Origin of the sequence: Thauera aromatica K172, from assembly GCF_003030465.1 — a bacterium.
In the GTDB taxonomy this organism is placed as follows: Bacteria; Pseudomonadota; Gammaproteobacteria; order Burkholderiales; family Rhodocyclaceae; genus Thauera; species Thauera aromatica.
This window is the reverse complement of record NZ_CP028339.1, coordinates 3,238,714-3,265,209: the sequence shown is the minus strand read 5'-3', so window position 1 is coordinate 3,265,209 and position 26,496 is coordinate 3,238,714. Positions and strand designations below refer to the sequence as shown.

The window sequence follows — 26,496 nt, the reverse complement described above, 5'->3', positions numbered from 1 at the left end:
CTCGCCGGAGTGGGGTGCCGATGCTGTGGCGTGGGTGCAACAGTGTCATTTCCGCGCCGTAGAATGAGGATAATTTTTGCGATGCAATATCCGCCCCTCTGCCCGTGACCTCCGCCGTGCCGAACTCCTCGCCGCAGCCTGTGCGCCGCTCCTTCCTCTCCAGGCGCGTGCTGGGCGCCGCTGCCCTCGTGTCGATGCTGGTGGCGGGTGTGGCCGGGGGGCTGCTGCTGTGGCACGAGGGGGAAACCTCCCGCCTGCAGGCGCGTGAGATCGCGCGCTATGCCGCACGTCTGGACTATGCGCGGATGGCGGGGGCGAGCACCGCGATCCGCTTCCCCGCCCACGGCCCGTTCGACCAGCGCCTCGGCTACACCGAGCTGCCGCGCTTTGCCGAACGTCTGCAGGCGCGCGGCTTCGCTCTCGTCGAGCAGGTGCGCTTCAGCCCGACGCTGATGGATTACAGCGGCGCCGGGCTGTTCCCGCCCTATCGTGAAAAGACCCGCGCCGGGCTCGACGTCTCCGACTGCCGGGGCGAGCTCCTGTACGGGTTTCGTTATCCCTACCGCGCGTATGCCGACTTCGAGGCGGTGCCGGCGGTGGTCGTCGATGCCCTGCTGTTCATCGAAAACCGCGACCTCCTCGACCCTGCCCGGCCGACCCTGAACCCGGCGGTGGACTGGGCGCGCTTCGCCCGCGCCGCGCTCGGCCAGCTCGGGCGCATGGTCGATGCCGATCTCGACGCTCCCGGCGGCAGCACCCTCGCCACCCAGATCGAGAAGTACCGCCATTCACCCGGCGGCATCACCGTCGATGCGCGCGAGAAGCTGCGCCAGATGGCTTCGGCCAGCGTGCGCGCTTACCGCGAAGGCGAGCACACCCTGGCGGTGCGCCGCCGCCTGGTGCTCGACTACCTGAACACCGTGCCGCTGTCGGCCGCCCCCGGCCACGGCGAGGTCAACGGCCTCGGCGACGGCCTGTGGGTGTGGTTCGGCGCTGACTTCGAGCGCGTCAATGCGCTGCTCGCCGCGCCTGCGGCCGAAGGTACGCAGCGCATGGCCCAGGGCCAGGCGCTGCGCCAGGTGGTGGCGCTGATGATCGCCCACCGCCGGCCGTCGTGGTACCTCGCCGACGGCCGCGAAGAACTGGCCCGCAGTACCGATGCCCACCTGCGCCTGCTCGCCGGCGCCGGCCTGATCGGCCCCGCCCTGCGCGACGCCGCACTCGGCCAGCCGCTGCGCTTTCGCGACCTCGCCGCCGATCCGGCGCTGGTGCCGGCCCAGCCGGGCAAGGGCACGACCGCAGTGCGCACCCGCCTGGCGGGCCTGCTCGACACTTCGCTGTACGCCCTCGACCGCCTCGACGCCGAACTGGCGAGCACGCTCCACGGCGGCCTGCAGCAGGCGGTCAGCGACTACCTCGGCCGCCTGTCCGAAGCCGAATTCGCGCGCAGCCAGGGCCTGATCGGCGAGCGCCTGCTGCACCCGGCCACGCTCGATGCGGTGCGCTACAGCTTCACCCTGGTCGAGCGCACCGCGGGCGGCAACCGGGTGCGGGTGCAGACCGACACCACCGACCAGCCGCTCGACATCAACGAGGGCAGCAAGCTCGAGCTGGGCTCGACCGCCAAGCTGCGCGTGCTCGCCACCTACCTCGAACTGGTCGCCGAACTCCACGCCCGCCTGGCGCCGCTCGATGCGGCGGCGCTGCGCCGGGTGAATATCGACGCCCACGACCGCCTGACGCGCTGGGCCGTGGAGCATCTCGCCGCGGCCGCCGACCGCAGCCTGCCGGCGATGCTCGAAGCCGCGCTCGAACGGCGCTTTTCGGCCAATCCGGGGGAGCGCTTCTTCACCGGCGGCGGCGTGCACGTGTTCGGCAACTTCAACGACACCGACAACGGCCGCGTGCCGACCGTGCGCGAAGCGCTGCAGGCTTCGATCAACCTGCCGTTCGTGCGCCTGATGCGCGAACTCGTGCGCCACACCATGTACCAGGTGCCGGGCAGCAGCGCGCGCCTGCTCGAAGACCGCCAGGACCCGCGGCGCGAGGAATACCTCGCCCGCTTCGCCGATCGCGAGGGCCAGGTCTTCCTGCGCCGCTTCTGGTACAAGTACCAGGACAAAGGGGCGGAGGAGGCGCGCTCGATGCTGCTCGACGGCCTGCGCCCGGGCGACGACCGCCTCGCCGCGGTCTTCCGCTACCTCGAACCGGAAGCGCCGCCGGCCGCGCTCGCCGCTTTCCTCGCCGCGCGCGTGGACGGGCCGCCGCCGACTGCGGCACGGCTCGCCCAGCTCTATGCCCGCCATGCGCCCGAGGCTTTCGATCTGCCCGACCGCGGCTATGTCGCGCGCGTCCATCCGCTCGAACTGTGGCTGGTGGGCTACCTGCTGCGGCACCCGGAGGCGACCTTCGCCGAGGTCGTGGCGGCGAGCGCGGACGAGCGCCAGGCGGTGTACCGCTGGCTGTTCCGCACCCGGGTCAAGAGTGCGCAGGACTCGCGCATCTTCACCATGCTCGAGGTCGAGGCCTTTCTCGAGATCCACCGGCGCTGGGCCCGGCTCGGCTACCCCTTCGGCCACCTCGTGCCTTCGCTCGCCACCGCGCTGGGCAGCTCGGGCGATCGCCCGGGAGCGCTCGCCGAACTGATGGGGATCATCGCCAACGACGGCGTGCGTCTGCCGACGCGGCGCATCGACCGCGTGCGTTTCGCGGCCGACACGCCCTACGAGACCGCGCTCGCGGTGCGCCCGGCCGAGGGCGAGCGGGTGATGGCGGTGGAAGTGGCGCAGGCGCTGCGCCACGCTTTGTCGGAGGTGGTCGAGGGCGGCACTGCACGCCGCCTCGCCGGGGCCTTCCGCCTGGCCGACGGCAGCGAGCTGGCGCTCGGCGGCAAGACCGGCACCGGCGACAACCGCATCGTCGTCCGCGGCCGCCCCGGGCTGGCGCTGAACCGCACCGCCACCTTCGTGTTCTACCTGGGGCCGCACCATTTCGGCACTCTCACCGCCTACGTCATCGGCCCCGACGCGGCGCGTTATCGCTTCACTTCGGGCTTGCCGGTGCAGATCCTGAAGTCGATGGGGCCGATGCTGCTGCCTCACCTCGAGCCCGCGGCCGGGCCCGCCTGCCTGCCGCCGCCACTGGAGGCGCCCGCCGGAGAGGCCGCCGCTCCGCAGGCGGCGGGCGCGGTCCCGGCGGCCGAGGGGGTGCGGACCGCCCACGGGCGCATCGTGCGCTGAACGCAGCGGCGCACACCCCCGCCGCCATAACGGGGGCGCTGCGCAGGGGGCGCGAGCTCAGTGGCGGGCGGCGGCGAGGCGGGCCTGTGCCGCGCGGTTCAATTCCGGCGCACGTTCCTGCAGAAAGCGCAGGAAGGCGTCGGCGAGCGGCGTCAGGCGCTTGCCGCTGGGATGGACCACCTGCCAGTGGGTCAGCACCGGGGTGTCCTCGACCCGCAGCACGGCGATGCCTTCGTCCACGGCGTGGGCGAGCGCGTAGGCCGACAGCAGCGACAGCCCCAGGCCGCCTGCCACCGCCTGCTTGACCGCTTCGTTGCTGCCCAGCTCGAGGCGCGGGCGCAGCGCCAGGCCGCGGCCGGCGAAGAAGTGCTCGGCGGCCTGGCGGGTGCCCGAGCCGGGCTCGCGAAGGACGAACTCCTCCTTCTCCAGCGCCGCGATCGGCACCGCCGCGCGGGCGGCCAGCGGATGATCGGCGGCGGCGATGACTACCAGCGGGTTGGCGAGGAAGGGGGTGGCGAGCACCGGCGGCGCATCGGGCGGGCGGCTCATGATGTAGAGGTCGTCGCGGTTGTCGGCGAGGCGGCGGATCACCGCGTCGCGGTTGAGCACCACCAGCGACACCTCGACCGCCGGGCGCTCGCGGCGGAAGTCGCCGAGCAGGCGGGGAATGAAGGTCTCCGCGGTGCTCACCACCGCCAGCCGCAGCCGGCCGACGACGTCGCCGCGCAGCTGGGCGAGGGTTTCGTCGAGGCTCTCCAACTCCTGCTCGATGCGCAGCGCGGTGTCGACCACCGCTTCCCCGGCGGCGGTCAGGTGCAGGCGGCGGCCGACGCGCTCGAACAGCGCCAGTCCGACCTGGTCGGCGAGCTGGCGCAGCTGGGCCGACAGCGTCGGCTGGGCCAGGTGCAGGCGCTGGGCGGCGCGCGACACTCCGCCTTCGCGGGAGACGGCGAGCAGGAGGCGGAGCTGGTGGAAGGTCAGGCGCATCGTGCGATCCTCGGGAGCGCGGGGGCGGGTATTCGCATAGATATAAATCTATCTAAACCTAAAAAATAAATCATTTTTTTAAATGTTTTCGCTGCGGCAGAATGCCTCCGCCCGAAGCCGCGCGGCTTCGCCCTCTTGTGAATAACTCCGCATGTGCGCCCGGGCGCGCATGCCTGGCCCGGAAAGCACACCATGGTCGATGCCGTTCCCTTCTTCTTCGCCCTCGGCGCGGTCGCCTCGCTCGCGCGCAGCGGCCTGCGCCTGCCGAGCGCGGTGTTCGAGACCTTGTCGATCTACCTGCTGCTGGCGATCGGCCTCAAAGGCGGGGTCGAGATCGCGCGCTCGGAAAGCGCCACCCTGTGGCTCGATGCGCTGCTGGCGATCGGTCTCGGTGTGGCGATTCCGCTGCTGGTGTTCCCGCTCTTCCGGCTGCGTTTCGGCCGTGCCGATGCGGCCTCGCTGGCAGCGCACTACGGCTCGGTGAGCATCGTCACCTTCGCCGTCGGCGCGGCGGTGCTGGGCGGACGCGGGATCGAGGTCGAAGGCCACCTCGCGCTGCTGGCGGCGCTGATGGAAGCGCCGGCGCTGATCGTCGCCACCCTGATCGCCCGCTGGGGAGTGAAGTCGGCCGATGGCCGCTCCGCTGCCGGCGCGCTGGTGCATGAGGTGTTCGCCAACAAGAGCGTGCTGCTGCTCGGCGGCGGCATTCTCATCGGCTGGCTCGCCGGCCCGCAGGGGGTCGAGCCGCTGTCGCCGCTCTTCGTCGATCTGTTCAAGGGCGCGCTGTGCCTGTTCCTGCTCGAGATGGGGCTGATCGCCGCCGACCGCCTGCCCGACCTGCGCCGCGCCGGCTTCTTCCTGGTCGCCTGCGGGCTGGCCTTGCCGCCGCTGCTGGCGCTCGCCGGCTGGGGGGTGGCACAGGTGATGGGGCTGGGGGTGGGTGGCACGGTGCTGATGATGACGCTCGCCGGCAGCGCGTCCTACATCGCCGCGCCGACCGCGATGCGGATCGCCGTGCCCGAGGCCAACCCGGCCCTGGGCGTGGCGGCGGCGCTGGCGCTGACCTTCCCGTTCAACCTGCTGCTCGGGATTCCGCTGTATCTGTGGTGGGCGCAGACGATCGCGGCGGGCTGAGCAAGGGGGGCGCCGCCGCACGCGGGGCCGCCCTCGGCGTGCCCGCGTTCATCGGTTGAAACCATTTCGAGCACGGCCGGCGAGGTGCGCATCCGTCGGCGCCCACCCCGTGCCGGAACAGGGCGCCGGTGTTGCCGGCGCGGGGGCAAATGTCACGGCGAGCGAGGGCGCTTCTTTCTTGGCGGGCGCCGGTGGCGAGCGCTATAAAAAAACATTCGCGCTTTCAGTTCGAGGCGCTGCGCCATCAACGGAGGCGCCGTGCGCTGCCGCCGGCGCTGCTGGCGCCGGCGGCTTCCCGCGCATCAGGCAGGGCCGCTCGCGCAGGAGGAAAATCATGTCCGCAGTGAGATGTTTTGCCGCCTTCCTGGCCGGCGCCTGCCTGATCGCGGGCACTGCTCCGGCCGCGGCCCAGGCGCCGGTCGATGGGGGCAGGGATGGGGATGGGGCCGCCTCGCTGCCGCCACCGTTCGCGCCGGATCAGGTGCTGGTTGCGTTCCGTCCCGGTCTGGCCGGGGCGGAGGTCGCGCAGGCGCATGCTGCCGCCGGCGCCAGGGTGCTGAAGCGCTTCGCTGCCATCGGCGTCGAACTGGTCGCGGTGCCGGCAGGGTCGGTGCAGGCGGCGGTGGCCTTCTACCAGCACAATCCGAACGTGCGCTACGCCGAGCCCAACTACTACCGCCCGCTGGTCCTGCCCACCGAGGGTCGTGATCCGCCGGACGCGCTCGACATCGACTATTTCACCCAGCAGTGGGGGCTGCACAATACCGGACAGGCGCTGCTCGATCCGGAGACGGGCGGCACAATGGCCGCGACCGCGGATGCCGACATCGACGCCCCCGAAGCGTGGGACCTGACGCGGGGCAGCGACACGGTGCGGATCGCGATCCTCGACAGCGGGGTCGAATGCACCCACGTCGATCTGGCGACCAAGTGCCTCGAGCAGAAGAACTTCACCGGCAGCAGCACCGCGGCCGACCTGATCGGGCACGGCACCCACGTCGCGGCGATCGCCGCGGCGGAGACCAACAACGGGATCGGCACTGCCGGCGTGGGCTGGAACGCGAAGTTCGGTTCGATCAAGGTGTGCCATGAGTATCCATCCGAGTCGTTCCCGCTCCTCGGCATGTGCGAAGTTGCCGCCTCGGTCGACGGGCTGCTCTACGCCGCGGACAATGGTTATCACGTCGTCAACATGAGCTACGGCAGCGACCCCGATCCCTACTCGCCGTCGAACGCCGAGCGCGACGCGATCGCCTACGCCTGGAGCAAGGGAGTGGTGCTGGTGGCGGCGGCCGGCAACGATTACGCATCGAACCGCCACTACCCGGCCGCCTTTGCCGAAGTGATTTCGGTCGCGGCCACCGACCGCCACGACAACCTGGCCTATTTTTCCACCTTCGACAAGAACTGGGTTTCGGTCGCCGCGCCCGGCCACCAGATCCTGTCGGCCTATCCGAACGCGGGCTGCGGAATCGCCGCCGACCACCCGGAAGGCTGTTACAACTGGCTGTCCGGCACCTCGATGGCGGCCCCCCACGTGGCCGGGGTGGCGGCGCTGGTGCGCGCCTACAACCCCGGCCTGAGCAATGCCGAGGTGCGCAGCCGGATCGAGAGCGGGGCGGACGCGAGCGGCGCGCTCGGGCAGAACTTCCGCGCCTGGGTGAAATACGGCCGGGTCAATGCCCACCGTGCGCTCGGCGCCGGTACCGAACCGCCGCCGCCACCGTCCCAGATCAGCCTGTCGGCCACCGGCAGCAAGGTCAAGGGCGTGCAGCAGGCCGATCTGCAATGGAGCGGAGCGAGCACCGCGGTCGATATCTGGCGCAACGGCGCGACGATCGCCACGAATGAACCGAACGACGGCGAGTACCGCGACGCGATCGGCCAGAAAGGGGCGGGAAGCCATACCTACCAGGTCTGCGCAACCGGCACCACGGTGTGCTCGAACGAGGCCACGGTGAGCTTCTGAACGGGCCGGCATGCTTGCCTTCGGCGGTGCGCCGGCCTATCTTCACACGCCTTCGATGTCCACCCCGCCCGGCAGGAGGCGTCCGCCTGTGTCCCCACCGTCCCCGAAGCTGCGCTCCTGGCGCGACCGCCTGCGGCAGATCGCCTTGTTCGAAATCGGTGGCCTGGCCCTGATCACGCCGCCTTTCGCCTGGGTGAGCGGTGTTCCGGTGGCCGAATCGCTGGGGCTGCTCGCTGCGCTCGCGTTGGTGGCCGCAGTGTGGAACGGCGCTTACAACAGCGGCTTCGACCGGCTCGAGGGGCGGTTGACCGGGCGCACCGCCGATCGCCGGCCGTTCTGCTTGCGTTGCGTGCATGCGCTCGGCTTCGAAGGCGGACTGTTGCTGCTGACCCTGCCGATCATCGTGGCGTGGACTTCCCTGGGCTGGCTGGAGGCCCTGGTTGCCGACATCGGATTGGCGATCGCCTATACGATCTACGCGCTGCTGTTCAACATCGGCTACGACCGCCTGTTTCCGGTCGACGGGACCCGGCCGGCGGCGGCCGGGCCCGGGCACCGATGAGCGCGGCGGCCCGCTCCGGCTGGGTCCGTGCGGCGGATCTGGCGATGCTCAACAGCTTTCGCCTGCCGGCACGGGCGGCGCGCCTGCTGCACTTGCACTCGCTCGCCCAGCTCGATGCGGCGATCGCCATGCCGGGCTGGGCTGATACGCCGCGCCTGGTGCTCGGCGGGGGCAGCAACCTGGTGCTGCGGGGCGATTTCGCCGGGAACGTGCTGAAAGTGGAGCTCGGCGGCCGCCGGCTGGTGGCGGAAACGGCCGCGGCCTGGATCGTCGAGGCCGCGGCGGGCGAGCCCTGGCACGATTTCGTGCGGTGGACGCTGGCACAAGGCTGGCCGGGGCTGGAGAACCTGGCGCTGATTCCGGGCACGGTCGGTGCAGCGCCGATCCAGAACATCGGCGCCTACGGAGTGGAGCTGGCCGAACGCTTCGAATCGCTCGACGCGGTCAATCTCGACAGTGGTGCGCGACGCGTTTTTACCCGCTCCGAATGTGCCTTCGGCTATCGCGACAGCGTGTTCAAGCGCGCGCCGGGGCGCTGGCTGGTGAGCGCGGTGCGCTTCCGCCTGCCGCGGCCATGGCAGGCGGTGACCGGTTACGCCGACGTCGCCCGCGAGCTGGCGGCGCGCGGAGCCGCCCTGCCGGATGCGTCGGGCATCGCCGATGCGGTGGCCGCGATCCGTTGCCGCAAGCTGCCCGATCCGGCGCGGATCGGCAACGCCGGCAGCTTCTTCAAGAATCCGGTGGTGGAGGCGGCGCAGTGTGCTCGCCTGCTCGCCGCTCATCCGGCGCTGCCGCACTACGCCCAGCCCGACGGGCGCGAAAAGCTCGCTGCCGGCTGGCTGATCGAACAGGCCGGCTGGAAAGGACGCGATCTCGGTCCGGTCGGCTGTTTCGAACGCCAGGCGCTGGTCCTGGTCAATCGCGGCGGCGCCACCGGTGCCGATGTGGTGCGCATTGCCGCCGCGATCATCGCCGATGTCGAGGCCCGCTTCGGCGTCCGCCTGGAGCCCGAGCCGGTGTTCGTCTGAACCACTGGTCCGCGGTCTGCGGGCGGGCCGGGGCGGATGCGCGGCGGGTGCTAATATCTGCACCTGTCATGACCGGGCGCTTGCCCGGCCATTCCCCCTCGATCGGCATCTCTTGCAAAGGCACGAAATTGTGAGCCGCCTGTGGAAGACCCTCAGTCAGCATATCGTCGCCCCCACCCAGCTCAATCTGGAGCAGATTCCGGGCTTGCTGGTGCCGTTTCGGCGCTCGGCGGCGATCCGCCGCCACGCCGCGGCGGTGATCATCGCCCGGGTGCAGTTCATCAGCGCCCTGTTCGCCCTGCTGGTGCCGCTGTGGTCGCTGGTCGACCTGTGGGTGTTCGACGGGGCGACGGCGTGGTCGCTGGTCGGGCTGCGCTTCGTTTCCGCAGCGGTGTTCGTCATCCTCGCCTGGCCGCGGGAGCTGTCCTCGATACGGCCGTACGCCCAGGCGATGACGATGCTGCTGTGCATGCTGCTGGTGCCGCCGCTGTTCTACCTTGGATCGGTGCAGATCATCGATGCCAGCGCGCTCGATCCCTGGCAGCAGCTCGTGGTGCGTCTTTATGCGTTCATGCCGACGATCGTGCTCGGCGGGCTGGCGATCTTTCCGCTGACGGCGCTGGAGATGCTGCTGTTTTCGCTGCCGGTGCTCGCCGCCGCCGGGATCGGTGCGGTCGCCAGCGGTGCCGAACTCGCACTCGAGCAGCAGGGAGCGATGCTGTGGTTCATGCTGATGATGATGGGCGTGGCGATGTTCTCCGGCATGAGCCAGTCGCACTACATGGAAAGCCTGGTGCAAAAGGCGATGACCGATCCGCTGACCGGTGCGTTTTCCCGCCGCTCGGGGGCGGAGGCGCTGGAGCTGATGTTCCGCCTGGCGGTGATGGCGGGCAAGCCGCTGACGGTGATGTTCCTCGACCTCGATCGTTTCAAGGCGATCAACGATGGCTACGGCCATGATGCCGGCGACGAGGCCTTGCGCACGCTGGTGGCGCACCTGCGCCGCACGCTGCGCCGCGGCGACGTGCTGGTGCGCTGGGGTGGTGAGGAGTTTCTCGTCATCCTGCCGGAAATGCCGGCCGATCAGCTGCCGTCCTTTCTGGCGCGGCTCAGGGACGGGGGGCTCGGCCTGCGTCCGGACGGCGCCGCCCTGAGCGCGTCGATCGGGATCGCCGAGTGTCTGGCCGATGGCGCCGATGACTGGCAGAAGCTGGTCAGCATCGCCGATCAGCGCATGTATGCGGCCAAGCAGGGCGGGCGCGACCGGGCCGTCCTGCCCGACGGGACGATGCTGGCGCTGGGGTTTTCCACCGCCGCGGGCTGAGTCGCAGCCGGGCCGTTTCCCGGGCATCCCCGCGCGCACGCCGGCCGCGGCCACGGGGGCCTGGCCGCGCGCCTGGGGCAAACGCCGGTGCGGCAATACCGAGTCCTTCGCCGGAGTTCTCCGCCGGAGCCCGCCGCCGTGGGCAAGGGGGGCCGCGCTGCGTACAATGGGCCCATGAACCTGCCTGACTCTGGGTCGGTCTTTTCCTGCCCGGTCTGTATCGAGCCCGCGCCGCGCCTTTTCATCGAGGTCGAGGGGCGGGACTATCGACGCTGCGAAACCTGCGAAGCGACTTTCCTGGTGCCCGCGCAGCGCCCTTCGGCTGCCGCCGAGCGCGCCGAATACCTGCTTCACCGCAACGACCCGGCCGATGCCCGCTACCGCCGCTTTCTCTCCCGGCTGGCCGAGCCGCTGTGCGCGCGGCTCGCCGCGGGCAGCGCAGGGCTCGACTACGGCTGCGGTCCCGGCCCGGCGCTGGCCGACATGCTGCGCGCGGCCGGGCATGCCGTGCGCCTGTACGATCCGCTGTTCGCGCCGGATGCCGGCGCGCTGGAGCAGCGCTACGATTTCGTGACCTGCACCGAAGTCGCCGAACACTTTCATGATCCTGCCACCGAGTTCGCCCGGCTCGACGCGCTGCTGCGCCCCGGCGGCTGGCTCGGGATCATGACCTGCTTCCAGACCGACGATGCCCGCTTTGCCGGCTGGCACTACCGGCGTGATCCGACCCACGTCGTGTTCTATCGTGAAAGCACGTTCCGGTTTCTGGCCCGGCGCTTCCGCTGGCAATGCCACATTCCCGGCAAGGACGTGGTGCTGATGCACAAGCCCGGCCCCGGCGGCGAGTGCGGAAAGGGCCTGTTCGTGCCGCCCGGGGGCGATGGCGTCCGCGATCCGCCGGCATGAGCGGATGCGCTCTTTACCTGTCCCCCTCTGGTTCCGATCCATTTTTTTCCGCATCGGGAGTGTTCATGAGCTACGAAACTCTTGTCTACGAGGTCCGCGACGGCATCGCCGAGATCCGTTTCAACCGCCCGCAGCGCCTCAATGCCGTGACCCGGCAGCTGTACGCCGAGCTCGATGCCGCCCTGAGCCGTGCCGAAGCCGAGCACGACGTCCGCGTCGTGCTGCTCAGCGGCGAGGGGCGCGCCTTTTGCGTCGGCGCCGATCTCAAGGAGCACAAGGCCGGGCGTACCGCCTTCGACCGCCGCCAGTACCTGAAAGGCGAGCAGGACGTGTGCAAGCGCTTGCTGGAACTGCAAAAGCCGGTAATTGCCGCGGTCAACGGCTACGCCCTGGGGGCCGGGGCAGAAATGGCGATCGCCGCCGACTTCGTGCTGATGGCTGAAAGCGCGCAGATCGGTCTGCCCGAGATCTCGATCGGCAATTTCCTCGGCGGCGGCGTGACCTGGCTGCTGCCGCGCCTGGTCGGGTTGGCGAAGGCGCGCGAGCTGGTCTTTCTCGGTGAGCGCATCAAGGGTGAAGAGGCGGTACGCATCGGGCTGGCGAGCCGGGTGTTCGCCGACGAGGGCTTTCTCGACACGGCGCGCGGCTTCGCGCGCAAGATCGCGGGCAAGGCGCCGTTTTCGATGCTGCTTGCCAAGGAGCAGCTCAACCGCTCGGCCGAGCGCACCCTCGACGCCTGCCTCACCGCCGAACTCGAAGGCATGATGTTCGTCGGCACCACCCGCGACTGGCAGGAAGGCGTCGATGCCTTCGCCGAGAAACGCGCACCGGTGTTCCGGGGGCAATGACATGAGCACGCACGACACCGCACTTGCGGCCTCCGCCCACCGCAGCCCGCTGCACGACTTCCTCGCCCCGGATTCGATCGCCATCATCGGCGCTTCGGCCGACCCGACCAAGCGCGGCTACAAGGCGATGGTCGGCCTGATCAAGGGGGATTACGCCGGCAGGATCTACCCGATCAACCCCAAAGTGTCCGAGATCCTCGGCGTGCCGACCTGCCCGACCCTCGATGACGTTCCCGGCGCGGTCGATCTCGCGCTGATCTGTACGCCGGCTGCGACCTTGCCCGGGCTGATTGCCGAGTGCGGGCGCAAGGGCGTCAAAGGCGCAGTGATTCTCGCCGCGGGCTTTCGCGAGACCGGCGCGGAAGGGGCGAAGCTCGAGCAGCAGGTGCTCGACGCGGCGCGCGCGGGCGGAGTGCGCATCATCGGCCCCAATACCTCGGGCATGTTCAACCTGCACAAGAAAGTGAACCTGCTCGACCTGCGCAACATCAAGGCCGGCGACATCGGCTTCATCTCGCAGTCGGGCAACATGCTGCTGGCGCTGGTGCTGGAGGCCGAGCACAACGGCCACGTCGGCTTTTCCACCTACGTCGGCCCCGGCAACCAGACCGACATCGGCTTCAACGACTACCTGCGCTACCTTGGCGAGGACGAGCGCACCCGGGTCGCGACCCTGTACGTCGAAGGCTTCCGCGATGGCCAGCGCTTCCTCCAGGCGGCGCGCGAGATCACCCCGCTGAAGCCGGTGGTGGTGTACAAGTCGGGCGCCACCGAGCTGGGCAAGAAGGCCGCCAGTTCGCACACCGGGGCGCTCGCCGGCAGTTATGCGATGACCGTCGATCTGCTGCGCCAGGTCGGGGTCACCGTCGTCCACCATTCCGACCGCATCCTGCCGGTGGCCGAAGGCCTGGGCCTGCTGCAGCAGGCGCGCGGCAAGCGGGTGGCGGTGATCGCCGACGGCGGCGGCCAGGCCACGATCACCTCCGACCGCCTGTCCGAAGCCGGGCTGGAGCTGGCGCCGCTGTCGGAAGCGACGCGCAAGCGCCTGGCGGCGATCCTGCTGCCGCAGGCCTCGCTCGCCAACCCGGTCGATGTTGCCGGCAGCTCCGATGCCGACCCCGAAGTGCTGGCGCGCTGCATGGAGATCGCCGCCGAGGACGACAGCGTCGATGCGGTGTTCCTCGTCGGCATGTTCGGCGGCTACCACACCCGCTTCGCCGAGTCCCTCCTCGGCGGGGAGATGCGCGCCGCGGAGTCGATGATCGAGCTCGCCCGCCGCATCGACAAACCGCTGGTGATCTACAGCCTCTATGCGCCGGTCAAGCCGCCGGCGCTGCGCCGCCTGCACGAGGCCGGGCTGCCGGTGTACGCCTCGATCGAACACGCGGTGCGGGTGCTGCAGGCGCTCGGCGAGCGCGGCGCCTACCTCGCCCACCAGCACGGCCAGCCGCTGCAGCCCGGGGTGACGCCGGTCGAGGACATGCAGGCGATGTTCGCGCGTGCCCAGAACGAAGGCCGCGACCTCTACGAGTTCGAGGCGAAAGCGCTGCTGCGCGCCCATGGGGTGGCGGTGGCTGAGGAGCGGGTGGTGCACGGCGCCGACGAGCTGGCCGCGGCGGCGGCGCATTTCGGCGGCCAGGCGCTGGCGATGAAGGTGGTGTCGAAGGACATCCTGCACAAGTCCGACGCCGGCGGCGTGGTGCTGAATCTGGTTGGCGAGGCGGCGCTGGGCGAAGCCTACGACCGGATCATGACCCGCTGCCGGGCCTACGACCCGAACGCCGACATCCGCGGCGTGCTGGTGACGCCGATGGCGCGCAAGGGGACCGAAGCCATCGTCGGCGTGGTGCGCGACCCGATTTTCGGCCCGGTGCTGATGTTCGGCCTGGGCGGCATCTTCGTCGAGATCCTCGAGGATGTCGCCTTCCGCGCCATTCCGCTGTCGCGCTTCGACGCCGAATCGATGGTCGACCAGCTCAAGGGGCGCCGCATCCTGGAAGGCGTGCGCGGGGAGGCGGCGGTGGACAAGGCGGCGCTGGTCGATTTGTTGCTGAAGGTGTCGAGCATCGTCAGCGCCTATCCGCAACTCTCCGAGCTCGACCTCAACCCGGTCATCGCCTACCCCGACGGCTATGCCGTGGTCGATGCGCGGGTGATCATCAACCGTGCCGTGGTGAGCTGCTGAGCGGGCGCGCCGCCGTTCCGCGCTTTCCCGCTTCGGCGGCGGCGTGCGCTGCATGTCGACACAAAGATGAGGATTCGATGACGGATTTGTTGCGGTAGCATTGCGCACCTTCTGCGTGCGTTCCATCCGAGGTACGCGCAGGGGCTTGCGTGCGCGGGGGCAAGATGGGTGTCGGGAAAATGCTCAGATTTCTGGCCATTCTGGCCGGCTGTCTGCTGTATGCGGTGCCGCGCTGGCTGACCGACGAGTTCGGCTCGGTCAGCATCGACCAGGTGCTCTACCACCTGCGCTTCGGCTCCGAAGGCGTGCTGACCAGCGACCCCGAGCTCACCCGCCGCTTCCTGTGGCGCGGCCTGGCCCTGCCGTTGCTGCTGGCGCTGCTGCTGTGGGCGGTGGACGGCTGGGTCGGCCGCGTGCACGCCCGCGGCACGGGCTGGCCGTTGCCGCTGCTGCATGCGGTACGCGACCGCCTGCGGGCGGGTGGCCACTGGCTGGGCGAATGGGTCCATCGCGGGGCGCGCCACACGCTGCCGCGGATCGTGCCGCTGGTGGTGCTGGGCGCGGGGGCGGCCTTCTTCGTCGACAGCTTCTCGGTGGCGCGCTACGTGCGGGCCTATTTCGGCGAGGACTACTTTTCCGATACCTACGTCGATCCCGGCCGGGTCGGCCTCGTCCGTGGCCGGCAAGCGCCGAAGAGCCTGGTGCTGATCTACGTCGAAAGCTTGGAGAGCACCTATTCCGATCCGGCGCTGTTCGGCCGCGACCTGCTGCACCGCCTCAATGCGCTGAAGTCGCGTCCGGGAGTGGTGTCCTTCGACGACTACCACGAGATGATGGGCGCGCACTTCACCATCGCCGGGCTGGTGGCGACCCAGTGCGGCCTGCCGCTGAAATCGGTGGCGATGTTCGGCGGCAACATGCAGGGCGAAAAGATCGAACGCTACCTGCCGAATGCGCGCTGCCTGGGCGACATCCTCGCTGCGGAAGGCTACCGCAACGTGTTCCTCAACGGCTCCAGCCTGGCTTTTGCCGGGGTTGGCAAGTTCTTTCGCGACCATCGTTACGAGAAAGTGATGGGGCGCGAGGAGTGGATTTCCGCCGGGGAACCGCCCGAGCGCATGAGCGGCTGGGGCTTGCGCGACGACGACTTGTTCCGCCATGCGCGCGCCGAGTTCGACCGGCTGATGAAGTCGCGCCGGCCGTTCAACCTCAACGTCCTCACCATCGACACCCATCACCCCTACGGCCACCTCTCCCCGCAGTGTGCGCAGCAGGGCTATGGCGATTTCGACGGCATCGTCGAGTGCACCGCCGGGCTGGTGGCGGACTTCGTCGAATACATCATCGCCCGTGGCGGGCTCGAGCGAGTGGCGATCGTCGTTCAGGGCGACCATCTGGCGATGGGCAACACCTCCTATCCGAAGTTGATCCAGAATTCCCAGAGGCGGGTGTTCAACCTGCTGATCGGCAAGGACCGGCGGCTGGCCAAGAACACCGACGAAGTCACCCACTTCGACATGCTGCCGACCATCCTCGACCTGATCGGGCTGCAGGTGAAGGGCGGGCGCGCCGGCCTGGGGTATTCGGCGATCGGTCCGCTGCGGGCGCCGCGTCCGCCCGACCGCCTGGCGCGCATGTCCGAGCAGCTGATGAACTACAGCGCGACCTACCGCGCCCTGTGGGAGCCGGTGGAGGAAGGTGCAGGCGATGCGCTGCCGGCCCGCTCGGTGCGGAGCGGGCCGGCAGCGGCCGCAGCCGGCAGCGTCGCCCTGGTTCCTTGAGCGGCGATCAGGCTGCGGTCGGAAGGAGCCCGGGGCGGGGAGCGTTCAGATCGCGACCAGTCGGTCCCGCCCGCCCTCCTTCGCCTGCAGCAATGCGGCATCGGCCCGCGCCAGCGTGTGGGTGGGCGCCTCGCCGGGGCGATACTCGGTCAGGCCGGTGCTGATCGAAACCTGGATGCCGCCGCCCGGCTCGGCATCGATGTACAGGTCGCGGATCCGTGTGTGCAGGCGCTCGACCAGGTGGCAACCGTCGGCCAGCGGCGTCCCGGGCAGGATCAGGAGGAATTCCTCTCCGCCCCAGCGTCCGCAGATGTCGTGTTCGCGGATTGCGCCCTGCAGGGCGCCGGCGATGCGGTGGAGCACGATGTCGCCGGTTTCGTGGCCGAAACGGTCGTTGATCGCCTTGAAGCGATCGACATCGACCATCGCCAGCGAATAGACCTGGGCGCTGCGCTTGCCGAGGCCGTTTTCCTCGCGCAGGCGCTCCATCAGGTAGCGACGGTTGCGCAGCCCGGTCAGGGCGTCGGTGATCGACGCTTCGCGCAGGCTCTCGCTGAGTTCGCGCAGCGAATTCTGGTAGCGGTCGGAAATGCGGGCGAGCTTTTCCAGGCGGCGGACGTGGTGGTCGAAGCGGGCGTTGAGGTCTTCGGCGCGGCTTTGCGACCAGTCGTGATAGCCGTCGGAGATGCGGATCAGCCGGGCCATGCGTTCGTGCTGTTCGCGGGCGAGCGCATGGAGCTGCGCGAGCGGGGCATGGAGCGGGTCGCCGCGCAGCGCCGGGTCGTCGAGCAGCGCGCGGATCTCGTCGAGCAGGGCCGGGCCGCTCGACAGCGGGGTGTCGGCGGCGGTGTTCACGATGGCTGGACGGCGATCTCGAAGGGGAAGCTGCAATCTTCGCGGAATTCCTCGGCGAGCATCTTCACGCGCTCGTTGCGCGGATGGTAGTACCAGTCGACGCGGACTTCGCGGCCGCGGACATGGGCGTCCTCGAGCATGTCGAAGATGTCCATCATCGCCTTCACCGAGCTGGTGTTCATGTAAATCAGCTGCAGATCGAGGCGCAGGGGGCGGGAGGTTTCGGCGAGGAAGCGCTCGACCCAGACGAGGATCTCGCCGAAGAATTCGAACGAGTTCTCGGGGTAGGAGTCGCCGTCCATCTTCAGCAGGCCGGCCTCCCAGTCGGCGGTGATGGTGGGAGTCGATTGGGTTCCGGGGATGTTCAGGATCGTCATGGCGTTTTTTCGGTCGGGTAGGGGATGTGGCGGAGTTTCAGATGACCGCCCTCAGGCTGAAGAACACCTTGCCGTCGCTCGCCGCGCTGACGCTGGCCGACAGCGGCTGGCAGGACTTGCGCGCGATGTCGAGCAGGCCCAGCCCGGCGCCGGAACTGAGCGCGGCATCGCGCGGCTTGCGCAGCTGCTCCTTGTAGGCGGCCTTGAGTTCGGCCTTGTCCATGCCGGACAGCGCATCGATGCGGGCCATCAGAAGGGGCCCGTCGCCGGCTTCGACCAGGTTGCCGGCCTGGACCAGGTAGGCGCCGTCCGGCTGGTGCGCGACGATGATGGTGGCCGCGCTGTCCTCTTCGCCGTACTGCCGCAGTGCGGCGTAGTGGCGGATGTTCTGGGTCATTTCGATGTACACGCCGAAGACGTCCATCGCCGCCGAGGGGGTGGCGTTCTGCGCCTGCAGGTAGTTTTTCAGGGCGTGGCCGATTTCCTCGATCAGGCTGCGCGAGATCGGACCGTTGAAGCACAGCAGGATGCGGTTGCGGTTGAACAGGTCGCGCAGGCCGAAAAGGTCGAGATATTCCATGAAGGTGGGGCTCCTGATGCGCAGGCGGGGTAAACAGTGGGCTCAGTCGATGCGGAATGCAAGAATTGTAATGTCGTCCAGCTGCGGGTGGTGGCCGCGGTGGGCATCGAGCGCCTGGTCCAGGGCCTGTGCCTGCTCGGCCATCGGCCGCTGTGCGATGCTGCGCAGGAGTTCGGCGAAACGGCTGTTGCCGAGGCCGAATCCATGTTCGCCGCCGGCCTGGTCGAGATAGCCGTCGGTCACCAGGTAGCAGGTCGCACCCGCCGGCAGGGCGAGGCTGTGCTCGACGAACTCGGCCTGGCGGCGGTCGGCGAGCGCGCGGCGCACGCCGGGAATTTCCGCCACCGTGTCGCCGTCGCTCCAGTACAGCGAGATCTTCGCCCCGGCGAACAGGATCCGGCGTGTGCCGCGGTCCACGCACACCAGGCCGGCGTCCATGTTGGTGGCGATCGCACGCGGCAGCTGCGAGGCCTGCAGCATCCCGCGCAGGGTGCGGTCGGCATGGGCGAGCAGGGCCGCGGGCCGCTCCAGGCCGATGCGGTTCATGGCGTCGTCGAAGGCGGCGCGCGCCAGCATCGTCATCAGCGCGCCGGGCACGCCATGGCCTGCGCAATCGACGATGCCCAGCAGGTTGTGCCCGCCTTCGGCGCGGAACAGGTAGAAATCGCCGCCGACGGTGTCGCGCGGCCGCCACAGGGCGAAGTGATGGGGGCCGAGGAGTTCGCTCAGGCGCTGGTCGGGGAGCAGCGCGCGCTGGATCAGGCTGGCGTATTCGATCGAATCGCGGACTTTTTTCTGCGCCGCGCTCATCGCCGTGTTGGCCGCCTGCAGCGCCTCGGTGCGCGTGCGCACCTTGTCCTCGAGTTCATCGGTGTGGGCGCGGATCTTTGCCGCCATGGTGCCGAAGGCGCGCGACAGGTCGCCGAGTTCGTCCCTGCCCGGCGGGGGCAGGCGCACGGTTTCGCCGCGGGTGAGGGCCAGCGCCGAGTGGTGAAGGGCTTTCAGCGGGCGCAGCACAAGGCGGTCGACGGCGAAGCTGAAGCTCGCCAGCATCAGCACGATCAGCAGCGCGAAGCCGGCCGCCGCGCCCTGGACCCAGCCGCGATCGACGATCTCGGCCACCGAGAGATCGACCGCGGTCAGCACGTACCAGCGCAGCTCGTCCAGATAGGACAGCGACAGCAGGCGCCGGCCGCCATCGAGCGTCACCCACAGCTGCTCCACCGTACCCGGCGTGGCGGCGGCGCGGTCGAGGGCGGCGTGCAGCGCGTCGCGCTCCGCGGCGTCGGCGAGCAGGCTGGCCAGGGTGCGCGCTTCGGCATCGTGGCGCGCGCCCGAGCCGAGCGCGATCAGGCGGGTGTCGGGGTGGAGCTGGATCACGCCGCTGCGGTCGATGATCATCGGCGTCAGGCCGGCAATGCCGGCGTCGATGAATTCCTTCATGAAGCGCGACAGATCCAGGCCGGTGCCGGCGATGCCCAGGCGGCGGCCGTCGTCTTCGATGACGACATTGAGCCAGACCTTGGCCTGCTTCAGCCAGCGGTCGGGGTTGACGTTGATGTTGATGCGGGGGGCGGCGGCGAGCGTGGAAAAGAACCAGGCGTCGTCGGCTTTCTGCGGGTCGAGCCGGTAACGGGGCGCGGCGCTGTAATCCTGGGCCGGGTCATTGTAGTAGTAGTCGAGCGAGCCGCTGCTGGCGAGGAAGTAGCTGTGGTCGCGGAACGCCCGGCGAAAGCCTTCCGCCTCCTCCCGCGCCTGCGCCTGGCGGGAGGGGTCGCGCTCGTCGCGCAGCCAGTGGCGGATCGCCACCGAGTCGGCCAGGCGGTGGGCGAGCGCCAGTTCGCGCGCGATCGGGCCGAGGATGCGTTGGCGATGCAACTCGGTGAAGTTGCGCGCATAGCCTTCGCCCAGATGGGTCTTGACCTCGTCGAATGCCCGCCAGGCAAAAAAGGCCGCCGGCAGCAGCGCGAGCAGGCAGGCGAGCAGCAGGGCGAGGGCGGATTTTGCCCGTAGTCCGTGTCCCCAGGTGGGCATGATGTGTTCCGGTGCTTCCGAATGCGTGCGACGGATGGGTGGCAGACCCCTGGCGGGCCGGCGCTGAAGTTTAGCTTATCGTTGCATCAGGGGCGCGGCAATGGCGGCGGTAAGTGCACGAGTTGCCGTGCGGGTTGGTTTAACGGGCGCGCAATTTCGGCGTAACCGAGTTGTATTGCGGGTCGCCTACGCTGCAGCGCCATGAGAGCGCTCGATTGCACGACGGAAGCACCCTGTCCGCCATCCCGCCTGCGCATCGCGCTGGTGACCGAAACCTTTCCGCCCGAAGTAAACGGGGTGGCCATGACGCTCGAACGGATGGTCGACGGCCTGGTCGAGCGCGGCTACGACATGCAGCTGGTGCGTCCGCGTCAGGCCTCCGACTCCACCCCGGCGGGCGCGCATGGATTCGATGAAGTGCTGGTGCGGGGCTTGAAGCTGCCGCGCTACGATGGGCTCAGGTTCGGTCTGCCGGCCCGCTCCCGGTTGCTGCGCGAGTGGTCGCGGCGGCGTCCTGACCTGGTGCACGTGGCGACCGAAGGCCCCCTCGGTTGGAGCGCGGTGACCGTGGCGAACACGCTGCGTGTGCCGGTGACATCGGACTTCCATACCAATTTCGACCGTTACAGCGCGCATTACGGCATCGGCTGGCTGCGCCGGCCGGTGGCCGCCTATCTGCGCCGTTTCCATAACCGCAGCGCCACCACCTATGTGCCGACGGCCGAGCTGGTGCGCAGCCTGGGCGACCAGGGGTATGCACGGGTGGAAGCCATCGGGCGCGGAGTCGATACTGCGCTGTTCGATCCGTTGCGGCGCAGCGAAGCCTTGCGCCGGGATTGGGGCCTTGCCCCTGACGGCCTCGCCGTGATCAGCGTCGGACGCCTCGCCCCGGAAAAGAACCTCGGCCTGGTGCTGCGCGCCTTTGCCGCGATCCGTGAGCAGCGGGCCGATGCCCGGTTGATCCTGGTCGGTGACGGCCCCTTGCGCGATACGCTGGCCCGTACCTGCCCCGATGCGGTCCTGGCCGGAACCCGGCACCGTGAAGACCTGGCCGCACATTACGCTTCATCCGACCTGTTTCTCTTTCCCAGCCAGACCGAAACGTTCGGCAACGTCACCCTGGAAGCGATGGCGAGCGGCGTGTGTACGCTGGCCTACGGCTACGCCGCCGCCGCCGAAACGATCCGGGATCTGGACAACGGCGCCGTGGTGCGCTGCGGTGATGAGGACGGTTTCATCGAACGGGCGATCCAGCTGGCTGTAAATGACCGGCTTCGTGCCGAGCTGGGGGAGGCTGCGCGGCGCAGCGCCGAGGGCCTGAGCTGGGGGCACGTCGTCGACACTTTTGCCGATGCGCTGCTCCGCGCCTGGCGCCGCGGTGGGGCTGCGCAGCCGTGGCCGGCTGCGACTGGCGCCGGAGGGCGTGCCGACTGATGCCGGCGGTGCGTTCCGTTTTCATTTCCGACGTGCATCTGGGCACGCGCGCCTGCCAGGCCGAAAACCTGCTCGCCTTTTTGAAGGAGTTCGAATCCGAGCACCTCTACCTGCTCGGCGACATCATCGACTTCTGGGCGATGAACCGCAGCGTGCAGTGGGCTCCGGCGCACAATACCGTGGTGCAGAAGGTGCTGCGCCGCGCCCGCCACGGTTGCACCGTGGTCTTCATCCCCGGCAACCACGACGAGGCCCTGCGCGATTACGCCGGCATCACCTTCGGCGACATCCGGGTGGAATCCGAATGTGAACACGAGACGATCGATGGCCGTCGCTACTGGCTGATCCACGGTGACGAATACGACCAGGTCACGCGTCACCACCGCTGGGTGGCGGTGCTCGGCGATGTCGCCTACAACGCCCTGGTCCGGCTCAACCATCTGCTGTCGCGGGCACGCCGGCTGCTGCACATGCCGGGCTACTGGTCGCTGGCCGGGTACGCGAAGCAGAAAGTGAAAAAGGCGGTGGGCTTCATCTTCGACTTCGAGGACAGCATGGCGCACGCCGCCCAGTTGCGTGGCGTGGATGGGGTGATCTGCGGCCACATCCACTGGGCCTCCGACCGCCGGATCGGCAAGGTCCGCTACCTGAACTGCGGCGACTGGGTCGACTCGTGCAGCGCGGTCGTCGAACACTTCGACGGCCGCCTCGAAGTCGTGCATTGGCGGGGGATGGAAAACGGTCCCAGCGTGCAGATGGGATAGGTTGGCAGAGACGACAACAAGGTGGCTGACAGCAACGACGGTGGTGATGTCGTGTACCCGAGCAAGTTTTAATCCGCGCGACAGCGCGGGACGATTCAGTGCGCTGGTACTGCGGGTCGGTGGGCTCGTTTCAATCCACGCGCCCGTGCGGGGCGCGACGTGGCCTGTACGGCCTGGCAAACCTACGTTGCAGAGTTTCAATCCACGCGCCCGTGCGGGGCGCGACGTACGACATCAGCGCATCGCTGCCTCTGATGTACGTTTCAATCCACGCGCCCGTGCGGGGCGCGACTCGACATCATCGCCCACCTGATCGAGGTGACCAACGTTTCAATCCACGCGCCCGTGCGGGGCGCGACCCTCGACGGGCAGAAGGTCATGGCCGTCATCACGAAGTTTCAATCCACGCGCCCGTGCGGGGCGCGACCGATGAGCCAGCCGCATGAGCCCAACCGAACCGAGTTTCAATCCACGCGCCCGTGCGGGGCGCGACCCGGGGAGGTGAGGGGGGAGAGCCACGCCCCGGATGTTTCAATCCACGCGCCCGTGCGGGGCGCGACACGCGATGGACTTTTCGAGGTCGAGGATGAATTGCTGGTTTCAATCCACGCGCCCGTGCGGGGCGCGACCACACGGCGATTGACCTTCGACCAGCCGCTGGAGTTTCAATCCACGCGCCCGTGCGGGGCGCGACAATCGAGCGCCAGCGTGGGCAACGTCGCGGTCAAGTTTCAATCCACGCGCCCGTGCGGGGCGCGACGCATCAGCCTGACTATGTCGCAACGGACAACGCGGTTTCAATCCACGCGCCCGTGCGGGGCGCGACGCCCGTCGTCGGCAAACAACCGGCGGCCGGGTTGGAACGTTTCAATCCACGCGCCCGTGCGGGGCGCGACCGACTTCCGCGCAGAGCATCAGGCCGCCTCCGCCGGTTTCAATCCACGCGCCCGTGCGGGGCGCGACTGGAGCGCAGTTCAAACTGCACGTAGCCGTCGTGTTTCAATCCACGCGCCCGTGCGGGGCGCGACTCGAGAGGGCGCCAATAGGTGAGGGTTTACAGGAGTTTCAATCCACGCGCCCGTGCGGGGCGCGACCCTCGGTGGCCGGCATGTCCGCGCCCAGCTCGCCGTTTCAATCCACGCGCCCGTGCGGGGCGCGACGCACTTCTCCATCCTCGTCTTTCAGGTCAAACTGGTTTCAATCCACGCGCCCGTGCGGGGCGCGACGGAACCATCGGAATAATTCCAATCGTCAAAACACGTTTCAATCCACGCGCCCGTGCGGGGCGCGACACGCGGGGTCGGGAAGGTGGATGTTGCGGGGCGGGCGTTTCAATCCACGCGCCCGTGCGGGGCGCGACCCGGGGAACTGCGAGCATATCGACATGGCATCCGGTGTGTTTCAATCCACGCGCCCGTGCGGGGCGCGACGACGTCCTTTGGGTACTTCCACTGCGTTTTCGAGGTTTCAATCCACGCGCCCGTGCGGGGCGCGACCCGAGCTCGACCGGGTCGAACCGATCGCCGCCGGCGTTTCAATCCACGCGCCCGTGCGGGGCGCGACCCGAAATACTCACCAAAACCGACAGGTTCAATATTGTTTCAATCCACGCGCCCGTGCGGGGCGCGACGAGGGTTGGTCGCGGAACCTCGAGGGCGCCATCAAGGTTTCAATCCACGCGCCCGTGCGGGGCGCGACTCGCCGCCACGGCCCAGCCCGAGCAGCGCATGTACGTGTTTCAATCCACGCGCCCGTGCGGGGCGCGACCGATTACCTGGTGCGCAATCCTGTCTCGACCTTCTTTTTGTTTCAATCCACGCGCCCGTGCGGGGCGCGACGTCGCCTTCGACGCCGGCAACCTGCTGCCCGTCGCGGTTTCAATCCACGCGCCCGTGCGGGGCGCGACAGGCGGGCGCGCAATGCAGACCGAGGCCTACGCATGTTTCAATCCACGCGCCCGTGCGGGGCGCGACCCTGAACGTCTATCTCAACCACTTCCCCAAGCACGGTTTCAATCCACGCGCCCGTGCGGGGCGCGACGTGGCACTGGCCGACGACATGAAGGCATCCGGGCTGTTTCAATCCACGCGCCCGTGCGGGGCGCGACCCTGTATCCGCGCGAGCGCACGCTCGACCTGATCGGGTTTCAATCCACGCGCCCGTGCGGGGCGCGACGCATTCCCGGACGTTACGCTGTCGGAGCAAGAGGGTTTCAATCCACGCGCCCGTGCGGGGCGCGACGAGGGCGCCCGCGTGAAGCGCATCGAGCAGTACGCGTTTCAATCCACGCGCCCGTGCGGGGCGCGACCGCGTCAATGTAACATGCTGAATTTATAGCGTAATTCTGGCTATTTCGGCGAGCTACCCATAAATGGGTCTCAGCACATCTTCTACAAACTCGATATCACAGTGGAAACCGTTCTAGATCAAACTCATAAGACAAGCGCGAATGGGCTGGGAATTTGCACGGAGCTTCAGGTTCGCACTTGACATCTTGGATCGGTCATAAGATCAGTGGGCTGTTGAGATCGAGTACAGCCTTGGCGCCGATGTGCTCGATCCGAGCTTGCCAGTGCTTGCCGAGATAGTAGAAACGCAGGCTGTCCTGAACAGGGTCGATCAGGTCGATCAGCCTTTGCTTCAGCATGACCCACTGAGCTGGATCGACCTCGATCTCGAACACCGAGTATTGCACCCGCTGGCCATAGTCTCGGCATGCTTTGGCCACCCGGCGTAGGCGCCGGTCTCCACCCGTCTCCCGGGTGCTGACGTCGTAACTTACCAGCACCATCATGTCTGCGCCCTATTTCCACAGGAATGATGGGTAGGCGTCCAGGTCACCACGGAGGTGGCGCGCCAGCAGTTGTGCCTGTAGCGCAGGAAAGAGCCCGAGTGGCGCCTTCTCCTCAAAGAATGCATGCCACAACTCCTCGCGTTTGCGTTCCTGATAGGCAGCCAGCACGGTCTTGCGCGAACCCTCTTTGAGCAGTACTGCACCGTTGTCGAGCGTTACGAAGTCGCGTTCATCCAGTTGCTTGCGGTTCAGCAGTGACAGGGCAAGGCGGTCTGCCAGGAGCGGACGAAACTCTTCGACCAGGTCGAGAGCCAGGCTGGGTCTGCCGGGGCGGTCCCGGTGGAGAAAACCGACAGCAGGGTCCAGTCCTGCCGTCTCCAGTGCCGACCGGCAGTCATGTGTCAACAATGTGTACAGGAAGGATAGCAAGGCGTTGATGGCGTCCTTCGGTGGTCGCCGACTGCGGCCGTTGAAACGTAGCGCAGGTTTCTCCGTTCGGATCAAGTGATCGAACACGCCGAAGTAGGCTTGGGCCGCTTCCCCCTCAAGGCCGCGCAGTGTATTCAGTTCAGTTTCGATCAGCAATCGTTCGGCAATGCGCCGCAGCCGTTCCCGCGCTCGTGCAAGCGCAAGGCGGGCAGATTCATCTACGCTGTCGCCGTGGTCACGCACGGCGCGGCTCACGACTGCGCGCTGGTTATGCACCTTGCCCAGCAGCAGGTTGCGCACGATCGCGGCGCATCCAGCCGGATCGTCACTGCGCCGGTATTGCTCGCGCCGCAGTAGGACGTTGCCCGATACGGGCCCTTCTACGCGTGCCAGGAACCGGCCGTTCATGGACAGAAAACACACGCTGATGCCCTGTTCGGCGCAGTAGCCTAGCAGCGGCGGTGAGACCAGCACGCGGCCGATGCAGACGAGGCTCTCGAGCATGTGCGCGGGCAGACGGGCGCGCTCGTTGCCCTCGACTTCCATGACGATGTTGGCGCCGTCCTTCTTAAGCCAGGCGCCCTCGGTGGTGACGTACAAGGTATTGAGTTGACGGCGCATTCTTCAGTCCTCGTGCTTCAACTGCCGGCGCAGCCAGCCTTCGACTCCGGCAGCACGCGCAAGCAGCCGCGGCTGGCACAGATCGATCAGCGAGCAAGCGTCACAGCGTCCGGCATCGTAGGTCGCGGTCGGTGTGCGCCCGGCGGCGATCATGATGCGGGTGTCGCGAATGACCGCCAGGGTCAGGCTACGCAATGCATCGTCGAACACAACGACCTGCCGCCGGCGCGGCGTGCCGTAAAAGAGCGCTCCCTCCACCACTTTCACGCCGAACATGGCCTCGAGGCATAGTGCCTGGGCGCACAGTTGCACCTTGTCGGCGCGATGCGCCTTGGGCCGGCCGCGCTTGTATTCCACAGGGTAGGGACACTCGCCCTCGTCGCTGGAGTGGAACTCCACTGCATCGGCCACGCCGGCGATGCCCAGTTCGGCATTGGAGAGCGGCATTGCCGTGACCGTGCGCACGCCGTGGCGCCGTTCCACCATCGGCTTGTCGGCGCGATCGTGGAACAGGCGCCCCTCGGCGGTCTGACGGTTCTCCGCCCACAGACGCTCGACGTGGATCAACGCACACTGACGTGGGCAGTAGAGGTAATGCTGAAGGGCGGAGATCGGGATGAGGTCGTCTTCTTCCATCCTTCAGCA

20 protein-coding genes and 1 CRISPR repeat array are annotated in these 26,496 nt (G+C 68.4%); of the genes, 12 read left to right on the top strand and 8 right to left on the bottom strand.

The window, feature by feature from the left end; all coding sequences use genetic code 11:
• The first annotated feature begins 194 nt into the window (after positions 1 to 194).
• On the top strand, positions 195 to 3,239 hold the full coding sequence (locus Tharo_RS15380) for a transglycosylase domain-containing protein (protein WP_107222469.1): 3,045 nt from the start codon (positions 195 to 197) through the stop codon (positions 3,237 to 3,239).
• A 57-nt stretch (positions 3,240 to 3,296) separates the two neighbouring features.
• Here Tharo_RS15380 and Tharo_RS15375 read toward each other — a convergent pair whose 3' ends face one another.
• Entirely contained in the window at positions 3,297 to 4,226 is a 930-nt protein-coding gene (locus Tharo_RS15375; protein WP_107221959.1) for a LysR family transcriptional regulator, read from the bottom strand.
• A 192-nt stretch (positions 4,227 to 4,418) separates the two neighbouring features.
• On the opposite strand from Tharo_RS15375, the gene Tharo_RS15370 reads away from it, so the two are divergent.
• The 9 genes from Tharo_RS15370 (at position 4,419) to Tharo_RS15330 (ending at position 15,963) form a co-directional block, all read left to right on the top strand.
• Positions 4,419 to 5,360 carry a sodium-dependent bicarbonate transport family permease gene (locus Tharo_RS15370; RefSeq protein WP_107221958.1) on the top strand — a complete coding sequence of 314 codons (942 nt, stop codon included), beginning with the start codon at positions 4,419 to 4,421 and terminating at the stop codon, positions 5,358 to 5,360.
• 334 nt (positions 5,361 to 5,694) lie between these two features.
• Positions 5,695 to 7,329: a S8 family serine peptidase gene (locus Tharo_RS15365; RefSeq protein WP_245880929.1), complete on the top strand. Its 1,635-nt coding sequence runs from the start codon at positions 5,695 to 5,697 to the stop codon at positions 7,327 to 7,329.
• An 88-nt stretch (positions 7,330 to 7,417) separates the two neighbouring features.
• A complete protein-coding gene (locus Tharo_RS15360; RefSeq protein WP_245880928.1) occupies positions 7,418 to 7,891 on the top strand; it encodes a PACE efflux transporter in 474 nt (157 codons plus the stop codon).
• Positions 7,888 to 8,919, top strand: coding sequence for a UDP-N-acetylmuramate dehydrogenase (gene murB, locus Tharo_RS15355; RefSeq protein WP_107221957.1), 1,032 nt, complete (start codon positions 7,888 to 7,890; stop codon positions 8,917 to 8,919). The genes Tharo_RS15360 and murB overlap by 4 nt, the downstream gene beginning before the upstream one ends.
• A 130-nt stretch (positions 8,920 to 9,049) precedes the next feature.
• Positions 9,050 to 10,243, top strand: coding sequence for a GGDEF domain-containing protein (locus Tharo_RS15350; protein ID WP_159051718.1), 1,194 nt, complete (start codon positions 9,050 to 9,052; stop codon positions 10,241 to 10,243).
• Between the two features lie 174 nt (positions 10,244 to 10,417).
• On the top strand, positions 10,418 to 11,149 hold the full coding sequence (locus Tharo_RS15345) for a class I SAM-dependent methyltransferase (RefSeq protein ID WP_107222466.1): 732 nt from the start codon (positions 10,418 to 10,420) through the stop codon (positions 11,147 to 11,149).
• Between the two features lie 65 nt (positions 11,150 to 11,214).
• Positions 11,215 to 11,997, top strand: coding sequence for an enoyl-CoA hydratase/isomerase family protein (locus tag Tharo_RS15340; protein WP_107221955.1), 783 nt, complete (start codon positions 11,215 to 11,217; stop codon positions 11,995 to 11,997).
• 1 nt (position 11,998) lies between these two features.
• Positions 11,999 to 14,182 (top strand): acetate--CoA ligase family protein, encoded by a 2,184-nt coding sequence (locus tag Tharo_RS15335; protein WP_107221954.1) that lies wholly within the window; start codon positions 11,999 to 12,001, stop codon positions 14,180 to 14,182.
• A gap of 179 nt (positions 14,183 to 14,361) precedes the next feature.
• A complete protein-coding gene (locus Tharo_RS15330; protein ID WP_245880926.1) occupies positions 14,362 to 15,963 on the top strand; it encodes a sulfatase-like hydrolase/transferase in 1,602 nt (533 codons plus the stop codon).
• 45 nt (positions 15,964 to 16,008) lie between these two features.
• Here the strand turns inward: Tharo_RS15330 and siaD are convergent, their stop codons facing one another.
• From siaD to siaA, 4 genes are read right to left on the bottom strand one after another with little or no spacing between them, the layout of a single operon-like run.
• Complete coding sequence (gene siaD / locus Tharo_RS15325; RefSeq protein WP_245880925.1) at positions 16,009 to 16,818, bottom strand: biofilm regulation diguanylate cyclase SiaD; 810 nt, start codon at positions 16,816 to 16,818, stop codon at positions 16,009 to 16,011.
• Positions 16,815 to 17,195, bottom strand: coding sequence for a biofilm regulation phosphoprotein SiaC (siaC, locus tag Tharo_RS15320; protein ID WP_107221952.1), 381 nt, complete (start codon positions 17,193 to 17,195; stop codon positions 16,815 to 16,817). The genes siaD and siaC overlap by 4 nt, the downstream gene beginning before the upstream one ends.
• Before the next feature lie 37 nt (positions 17,196 to 17,232).
• Complete coding sequence (gene siaB / locus Tharo_RS15315; protein ID WP_107221951.1) at positions 17,233 to 17,775, bottom strand: biofilm regulation protein kinase SiaB; 543 nt, start codon at positions 17,773 to 17,775, stop codon at positions 17,233 to 17,235.
• Positions 17,776 to 17,817: 42 nt separating this feature from the next.
• Positions 17,818 to 19,809 carry a biofilm regulation protein phosphatase SiaA gene (gene siaA, locus Tharo_RS15310; protein ID WP_107221950.1) on the bottom strand — a complete coding sequence of 664 codons (1,992 nt, stop codon included), beginning with the start codon at positions 19,807 to 19,809 and terminating at the stop codon, positions 17,818 to 17,820.
• Between the two features lie 201 nt (positions 19,810 to 20,010).
• Between siaA and Tharo_RS15305 the strand changes: the two genes are divergently transcribed.
• Positions 20,011 to 21,243 (top strand): glycosyltransferase family 4 protein, encoded by a 1,233-nt coding sequence (locus tag Tharo_RS15305; RefSeq protein ID WP_107221949.1) that lies wholly within the window; start codon positions 20,011 to 20,013, stop codon positions 21,241 to 21,243.
• The gene (locus Tharo_RS15300) at positions 21,243 to 22,007 is read left to right on the top strand and encodes a UDP-2,3-diacylglucosamine diphosphatase (RefSeq protein ID WP_107221948.1); all 765 of its coding nucleotides are present in this window, start codon (positions 21,243 to 21,245) and stop codon (positions 22,005 to 22,007) included. Before Tharo_RS15305 ends, Tharo_RS15300 begins: the two co-directional genes overlap by 1 nt.
• 127 nt (positions 22,008 to 22,134) lie before the next feature.
• A CRISPR array of direct repeats spans positions 22,135 to 24,315; the repeat unit is 32 nt; unit sequence GTTTCAATCCACGCGCCCGTGCGGGGCGCGAC.
• A 195-nt stretch (positions 24,316 to 24,510) separates the two neighbouring features.
• On the opposite strand, the gene cas2 is transcribed toward Tharo_RS15300, so the two are convergent.
• Genes cas2 through cas4 form a run of 3 tightly spaced genes read right to left on the bottom strand, consistent with a single transcriptional unit; the run spans position 24,511 to position 26,487 of the window.
• A complete protein-coding gene (gene cas2, locus Tharo_RS15295; RefSeq protein WP_075147801.1) occupies positions 24,511 to 24,801 on the bottom strand; it encodes a CRISPR-associated endonuclease Cas2 in 291 nt (96 codons plus the stop codon).
• Positions 24,802 to 24,810: 9 nt separating this feature from the next.
• On the bottom strand, positions 24,811 to 25,851 hold the full coding sequence (cas1c, locus tag Tharo_RS15290) for a type I-C CRISPR-associated endonuclease Cas1c (RefSeq protein ID WP_107221947.1): 1,041 nt from the start codon (positions 25,849 to 25,851) through the stop codon (positions 24,811 to 24,813).
• Positions 25,852 to 25,854: 3 nt separating this feature from the next.
• Entirely contained in the window at positions 25,855 to 26,487 is a 633-nt protein-coding gene (gene cas4 / locus Tharo_RS15285) for a CRISPR-associated protein Cas4 (protein ID WP_107221946.1), read from the bottom strand.
• Positions 26,488 to 26,496: the final 9 nt, after the last annotated feature.